The sequence below is a fragment of the Phenylobacterium sp. genome, from assembly GCF_030645195.1.
Classification (GTDB): domain Bacteria; phylum Pseudomonadota; class Alphaproteobacteria; order Caulobacterales; family Caulobacteraceae; genus Phenylobacterium.
Window position 1 is genome coordinate 1 of sequence record NZ_JAUSLW010000028.1, and the last position, 6,748, is coordinate 6,748.

Consider the following 6,748-nt stretch of genomic DNA (forward strand, 5'->3'; position numbering starts at 1 on the left):
ACGGCCGCCCGTCCCGCCGCGCCGCCGCCGGCAGCGCCGCAGGCCGCCCCGCCCCCTCACCTGACCGCCGCCCCGCCGCCCGCAGCCCTCGCCGCGGCCGCGCCGCCGCCGGCGCCGGCCCCCGGAACCCCGGCGTCCGCCCCGGTCCAGGCGGAGGGCGCCGAGGCCACCGAGGCCACGGCGCCGCTTGGCGAACCGGCTCCGGCCCCGAACTCCGGCCGCGGCCGCGCCGCCACGCGTACGGCGCGTAACGAATCCGGCCGTGGCGAAGCCGCCGCGACCTCCGCCAACGCCCCGAACGTCGGCCAGGCCGCCCAGTCCGCCGCCGCCCAGGTCGAGGCCGCAGCCACCTTTGAGTCCGGCTCCGAGGGCAAGTCCGAGGACAAGGCGCCTGCCGTGGAGGCCAAGGCCGCCGCCGATGACGCCGCCCAGCCCGCCGCCCCCGGCGTCGGCGACCCGGCCGCCATCGCCGCGGCCCCCGGCGCTCCGGCCGAGGTCCGCGCCGGTCCGCAGACCGTCGCCCACCTGGCCGCCCAGATCGTCAAGAAGCTGGAGGGCCGATCGACCCAGTTCGACGTCGCCCTCAACCCCGAGGGTCTCGGCCAGGTCGATGTGCGCATCGAGATCGGCGCCCAGGGCAAGCTGACCGCCTCGATGTCCTTCGAGAACGCCCACGCCGCCGCCGAACTGCGCGGCCGGGCGGGCGAACTCCAGAAGGCGCTGGAACAGGCCGGTTTCGACGTCAGCGGCGGCATCCGCTTCGACGTCGCCGCCGACCGCGGCCAGGGCCAGGCCGGTCAGGGCCAGTTCGGCCAGGACCCTCAGAACAACGGCGGCGCCTGGCGCGGCCGGGCCTTCCAGGCGGCGCTCGACAGCGCCGGCGAGACGGCCGACGCGGCGCTCTCGGGCGCCCTCAACCTCCAGCGCCGGACCCAGTCCGGCGTCGACGTCCGCATTTAGGAAGCGTCAGATGGTAGATGCAGTTTCCACCGTTGGTCAGACCGCCGCCCAGACCGGGACCAAGCGGCTGGCCGAGAGCTTCGACACCTTCCTCAACCTGCTGACCACGCAGTTGAAGAACCAGGACCCGCTCTCGCCGATGGACTCCAACCAGTTCACCCAGCAGCTCGTCCAGATGACCGGCGTGGAGCAGCAGCTCTACGGCAACGAGCTGATGGAGAAGCTGGTGGCCAACACCGGCAGCGGCATCTCCACCGCCGTGGCCCTGATCGGCAAGGACGTCCGCGTCGGCACAGGCGAGAACGCCATCAAGGACGGCAAGGCCGAGTGGAAGGTCGATCTCAGCCGCGCCGCCGACGACGTGAAGTTCGAGGTCCTCGATTCCAAGGGGCGCACGGTGTTCAGCGCCACGCCCGCGGACAAGGGCGCCGGCGAGCAGACCTTCACCTGGAACGGCAAGGATTCCAGCGGCCAGCAACTGGACGACGGCGGGCCCTACACCTTGAAGGTCACGGCCAAGGACAGCGCCGGCTCCGCCGTCACCGCCGACGTCTTCGTTCAGGGAATGGTCACCGGCGTCGAGCAGGTCGACGGCAAGACCCTGATCACCATCAACGGCGCCAAGCTGCCCTGGGAGAAGGTCATCTCGATCAACCAGGCCGCCGCCCCGGTCACCACCACCGACAACACCACCACTCCGGACCCCGACGCGGCCGCCTAGGCGTCCCGCTCCCGTAACCCTTTGCGACGTACGCAGAACCAAAGAAGGCAACAACCATGAGCATCAACAGTGCCATGCTCGCCGGCGTCTCCGGCCTGGTGTCGAACTCGTCGGCCCTGGCGGCCATTTCCGACAACATCGCCAACGTCAACACCACCGCCTACAAGCGCAATCAGGTGAACTTCGCCAACGTGGTGACCGCCCAGGCGGTCAAGGGCCGCTATTCGGCCGGCGGCGTGCAGGCCGTGACCCGCCAGTTCGTGGCCCAGCAGGGCCTGATCACCAGCGCCTCCTCCCCCACCGACCTCGGCATCTCCGGCGACGGCTTCTTCATCGTCACCCAGAAGGCCGCAGGCCTGACCTCCGCCGACAACCGCGCCTTCACCCGTTCGGGCGCCTTCAGCGTCGACGCCGACGGCTTCCTGGTCAATGACGCCAAGCTCTATCTGCAGGGCTGGCCGGTGGCCGGCGACGGCACCTTCGACGCCAACCCCTCGGACCTCACCAAGCTCGACTCGATCAACGTCAAGAACCTGGGCGCGGCAGTGCGGGCGACCAGCAACATCGTGATCAACGCCAACGTCGACAAGCGCGGCAACCCCACCTCCGTGGGCGACGCCACCTATGTGCCCACCGTCGACACCACAAGCATGGCCGGCTACGCCGCCGGGGTCGCCGGCGCGACCATCAAGCCCGACTTCACGATCGAGATGAACGTGATCGACTCCGTGGGCGGCGCCCACAAGGTGGCGGTGTCCTTCCTGAAGTCCTCCTCGGTCACCAATCCCAACGAGTGGCACACGGAAATCTACGCCATCCCGGCCTCCGACGTGGACACCGGAACCGGCGTCCCCGCCCCCGCCGGCAGCCCCCCCGGCCTGATCGCCTCGGGCCTGGTCAACTTCACCCAGACCGGCCAGTTCGACGAAGCCAACTCCACCCTCTTCGGGACCACCGGCGCCCCACCCGTGGGCAACAAGCCGGCCTTCTCCCTGGGGGCCTCCAGCGGCGGCGTCTTCCCCGCCTGGGGCGACAAGCTCGGCATCGGCGCGCAGGACGTCAAGCTGGACTTCTCCAAGCTGGCCTCGCGGCCGGTGGAGTCCTCGGTGACCCAGGTCAATTCCGACGGCGCCAGCGTCGGCAACGTGGTGGGGGTCGAGGTCGACGAGAACGGCATGGTCTCGGCCATCTTCGACAACTCCGAGATCCGTCAGGTCGCCAAGATCGGCCTGGCCACCTTCCCGAACCCCGACGGCCTGACCCCGATCAGCGGCAACGCCTACCGCCCGACCATCCAGAGCGGCGAGTTCGTCCTGAAGCAGCCGACCATGGCCGGCGCGGGTCAAATCTCGTCCTCGACCCTGGAAGCCTCCACCGTTGATCTGTCGGCGGAGTTCACAGGACTGATCTCGACGCAGAAAGCTTACTCGGCCTCCTCGAAGATCATCACAACAGCCGATCAGATGTTGGAAGAGTTGATCAACATTAAGCGATAAGTCTTGGTGTTAATGCTCTTTAACTTGCAACGACATCTTAGACTGTACCGTTTTAGTACATGGGGGAGTCAATGATTAGGTCTTTTTTTACTACTGCGATTCACCGGCCGTTATGTCCTGCGGCGTATGGTCCCTCCGAATTGTGATGGTGGGAAAGGCGTAAAGCCATGTTGCAACAACAACAGCAGACCCGGACGAACAGCCGTGGCGAGCCCTATGTGATCGGTCCGACGGGGGTGCCCCTGACGATCGCCGATCTGCCGCCGGTGGACACCGGGCGCTGGGTTATCCGGCGCAAGGCCGAGGTGGTCGCCGCGGTGCGTGGCGGTCTGCTGACACTCGACGAGGCGTGCGAGCGCTATTCGCTGACCAACGAGGAATTCCTCGCTTGGCAGAAGTCCATCGACCGCCACGGACTGGCGGGCCTGCGCACCACGCGTTTGCAACAGTATCGCTGAACTCAACTCCCCCCAGATTGACGTTCGCGATGCGGCCGTCCCGGGCAACCGGGGCGGCCGCACCCCGTTTCGGGGCCCCCGCTTCCCCCTGGCATGACTGTCGCACAGCCCCGCTTCAACAAGGGCGTGACGGGGGTTGGGCGTGTCGAAACAGGACGGAATGTGGTTCGGGTTGGCGGGCGCCCTGGTCTGGGGCGCGGCGACCCTCTTCTATGTGGTCTTCGCCCGCGGCGTGATCGAGCACGCCTTCTGGTTCTATGTGGTCAACGCCGCCCTGGTGGCCATGGCGCTGGGCCTCTTCTTCCACATCACCCTGCGCTTCCTGCACACGCCCCGGCGCCAGCGGCGGCTGGCGGCCCTGACCTTCGCCGCTCCCGGGCTGGTGGGCGCCATGCTGCTGGGCCTGAACTTCTCCAGGCTCCTGCCGCAGCTGCCGCCCGAGAGCCTGGGCCGCTACACCGCCCTGGTGCTGGTCAGCTACGCCATCATGATGGTCGAGGCCCTGGAGCCCAAGCCTAGGAAGGTTTCGGCCAGGGGCTGAGATCCGAGAGCTTGCGGATCGTCACGGCGATCCGCTCCCGCTCGCCGGCCCGACGCTCCACCAGCAGGCGGGCCACCTGGGCGTCGTCGTGGAAGGCGTAGCCCTTGATGGCGTCGAGGATCGCCTTGGCCAGGTTGTCGAGGTCGATCCAGGGCGGATCGCCGACATACTCCATCACGATCTCCACCGAGAATTCTCCCCAGGTCGGGCGCGAGCCGCGCCAGGCCTTGCGGAAGAACTCGTAGATCAGCGGCTTGTAGACCTTGGCCTGGGTGGTGAGGCCATCGACCACGACCTCCATCACCCCCTCGCTCTCGCGGGCGCGCACCTTGGCGTGATGGGTCCAGCCGTCGTCCATTGGGGTTCGTCATAGAGGTCTTTGTCCGGCGCCAGAACCCTTGCGCTTGCGCCCGCCGCGTTTAAACCGGCCCGGCGACTTGGCAGGAGGCTAGAACATGACCGCGACCCGCACCGAAACCGACACCTTCGGCCCCGTTGAGGTCGCCGCCGACGCCTATTGGGGCGCCCAGGCCCAGCGCAGCATCCAGAACTTCAAGATCGGCTGGGAGAAGCAGCCCCAGCCCGTCGTCCGGGCGCTCGGCATCGTCAAGCGCGCCGCAGCCGAGGCCAACATGGAGCTGGGCCGGCTGGACCCCAAGATCGGCGCGGCCATCGTCGCCGCCGCCCAGGAAGTGATCGACGGCAAGCTCGACCACCACTTCCCGCTCTCGGTCTGGCAGACGGGGTCGGGCACCCAGTCCAACATGAACGCCAACGAGGTGATCTCGAACCGCGCCATCGAGATGCTGGGCGGGGTGATGGGCTCCAAGAGCCCCGTCCACCCCAACGACCACGTCAATATGAGCCAGTCGTCCAACGACACCTATCCGACCGCCATGCACATCGCCTGCGCCGAACAGGTGGCCAAGGAGGTCATGCCGGCGCTCCAGCACCTGCACGCCGCGCTCCAGGCCAAGACCAAGGCCTTCGACCACATCATCAAGATCGGCCGCACCCACACCCAGGACGCCACGCCCCTGACGCTCGGCCAGGAGTTCTCCGGCTACACCCAGCAGGTGGCCAATGGCGTGCGGCGCATCAAGGACACCCTCTCGGGCCTCTATGAGCTGGCCCAGGGCGGCACCGCCGTTGGCACCGGCCTGAACGCGCCCGTCGGCTTCGCCGAGCTGGTGGCCGCCAAGATCGCCGCCATCACCCGCCTGCCCTTCATCACCGCCCCCAACAAGTTCGAGGCGCTCGCCGCCCACGACGCCATGGTCTTCAGCCACGGCGCGCTCAACACCATGGCCGCCAGCCTGTTCAAGATCGCCAACGACATCCGCTTCCTCGGCTCCGGCCCGCGGTCGGGCCTGGGCGAGCTCTCCCTGCCGGAGAATGAGCCGGGCTCCTCGATCATGCCGGGCAAGGTCAATCCGACCCAGTGCGAGGCGCTGACCATGGTCTGCACCCAGGTGTTCGGCAACAACGCCACCATGAGCTTCGCCGGCGCCTCGGGGCACTTCGAGCTGAACGTCTTCAACCCGGTGATGGCCTACAACTTCCTGCAGTCCTGCCGCCTGATCGCCGACGCCGCCATCAGCTTCACCGACAACTGCGTGGTGGGCATCGAAGCCCGCGAGGACAACATCAAGGCCGCCCTCGACCGCTCCCTGATGCTGGTCACCGCGCTGGCGCCGAAGATCGGCTATGACGCGGCGGCCAAGATCGCCAAGACCGCCCACAAGAACGGCACCACCCTGCGCGAGGAAGCCGTCGGCGGCGGCTACGTCACCGACGCGGAGTTCGACGAGGTCGTGCGGCCGGAGAACATGATCCACCCGGGGTGAGGCTGGCAAGCCGCTCAAATCGGCGTTAGGCTTAGTCCATGGGCAAGATCGAACTCAGGATCGAGATCGACGCGGACCTCCTCGCGGAAGCTAGGGCGGCAGGCTTGAGCATCGTCGAGATCACGGAAGCTGCGGTGCGCGCCAAGCTCCCCGCCAAGACCGACGAGGACAAGGCCCGGCGATGGGCTGAAGACAACGCCGAGGCCATAAAGGCCAACCGCGAGCGGATCGCCGAATACGGCATATTCGGTGAGGATCTGCGGAGCTGGTGATTGCGCCAGTTCGACGTCTACCCCAACCCGTCAACCCGCTCGCGAGCGAAGGCGCCCTATGTCGTTGTCGTTCAGTCTCACTTGCTGGTAGCAGCGCCGACGGTTCTCGTGGCGCCCCTGCTGCTCAATGACGGCCGGTCTGGCTACACGGAGATCAGCGCGCTGATCGACTTCCAAGGCGCGAGCTATATCGCCCAGATCGGTGAACTCGGCGCTGTAGACCCCGCGCTTTTGCGTAAACCCGCGGGCAACCTCCGAGAGTATGAGGACGGCATCCGCCGCGCCATCGACCGCCTCCTCACCGGCTTCTGACTACTCCGCCGCGTAGACCAGCGGGTGGGCGTGGGCCCAGAGGTGGGCGCGGTAGGTCTCGAAGCATTGCTCGCCGCAGATCAGGCGCATGACCGCGCCCTCGGCGATGTGGCGGGCGCACTCGGGCGTCTCGGTGACCAG

General features: G+C 67.8%; 9 protein-coding genes. 8 read left to right on the top strand and 1 reads right to left on the bottom strand.

Translation table 11 applies throughout. The annotated features are described in order from the left end of the window. From Q7T09_RS02485 to Q7T09_RS02505, 5 genes are all read left to right on the top strand, one after another. Positions 1-960: flagellar hook-length control protein FliK (locus Q7T09_RS02485; RefSeq protein WP_304697388.1), on the top strand; the 960-nt coding region annotated here is incomplete at its 5' end. 10 nt (positions 961-970) lie between these two features. After that, positions 971-1,681, top strand: a complete 711-nt coding sequence (locus Q7T09_RS02490) for a flagellar hook assembly protein FlgD (RefSeq protein ID WP_304697389.1) — start codon at positions 971-973, stop codon at positions 1,679-1,681. Positions 1,682-1,737: 56 nt separating this feature from the next. Continuing rightward, positions 1,738-3,177 carry a flagellar hook protein FlgE gene (locus Q7T09_RS02495; protein WP_304697390.1) on the top strand — a complete coding sequence of 480 codons (1,440 nt, stop codon included), beginning with the start codon at positions 1,738-1,740 and terminating at the stop codon, positions 3,175-3,177. Positions 3,178-3,344: 167 nt separating this feature from the next. Further along, a complete protein-coding gene (locus tag Q7T09_RS02500) occupies positions 3,345-3,635 on the top strand; it encodes a DUF1153 domain-containing protein (RefSeq protein ID WP_215341474.1) in 291 nt (96 codons plus the stop codon). Positions 3,636-3,777: 142 nt separating this feature from the next. Then, positions 3,778-4,176: a DUF5367 family protein gene (locus Q7T09_RS02505; protein ID WP_304697391.1), complete on the top strand. Its 399-nt coding sequence runs from the start codon at positions 3,778-3,780 to the stop codon at positions 4,174-4,176. Here the strand turns inward: Q7T09_RS02505 and Q7T09_RS02510 are convergent. Continuing rightward, complete coding sequence (locus Q7T09_RS02510; protein ID WP_304697392.1) at positions 4,151-4,534, bottom strand: RusA family crossover junction endodeoxyribonuclease; 384 nt, start codon at positions 4,532-4,534, stop codon at positions 4,151-4,153. The two genes, Q7T09_RS02505 and Q7T09_RS02510, sit on opposite strands and share 26 nt — an antisense overlap. Before the next feature lie 97 nt (positions 4,535-4,631). Between Q7T09_RS02510 and fumC the strand changes: the two genes are divergently transcribed. The 3 genes from fumC to Q7T09_RS02525 are packed head-to-tail and all read left to right on the top strand — an operon-like array spanning position 4,632 to position 6,607. Continuing rightward, entirely contained in the window at positions 4,632-6,023 is a 1,392-nt protein-coding gene (gene fumC, locus Q7T09_RS02515; RefSeq protein ID WP_304697393.1) for a class II fumarate hydratase, read from the top strand. 38 nt (positions 6,024-6,061) lie between these two features. After that, positions 6,062-6,295 (top strand): type II toxin-antitoxin system CcdA family antitoxin, encoded by a 234-nt coding sequence (locus Q7T09_RS02520; protein ID WP_304697394.1) that lies wholly within the window; start codon positions 6,062-6,064, stop codon positions 6,293-6,295. Then, positions 6,296-6,607, top strand: coding sequence for a CcdB family protein (locus Q7T09_RS02525; RefSeq protein WP_304697395.1), 312 nt, complete (start codon positions 6,296-6,298; stop codon positions 6,605-6,607). Positions 6,608-6,748 lie beyond the last annotated feature (141 nt).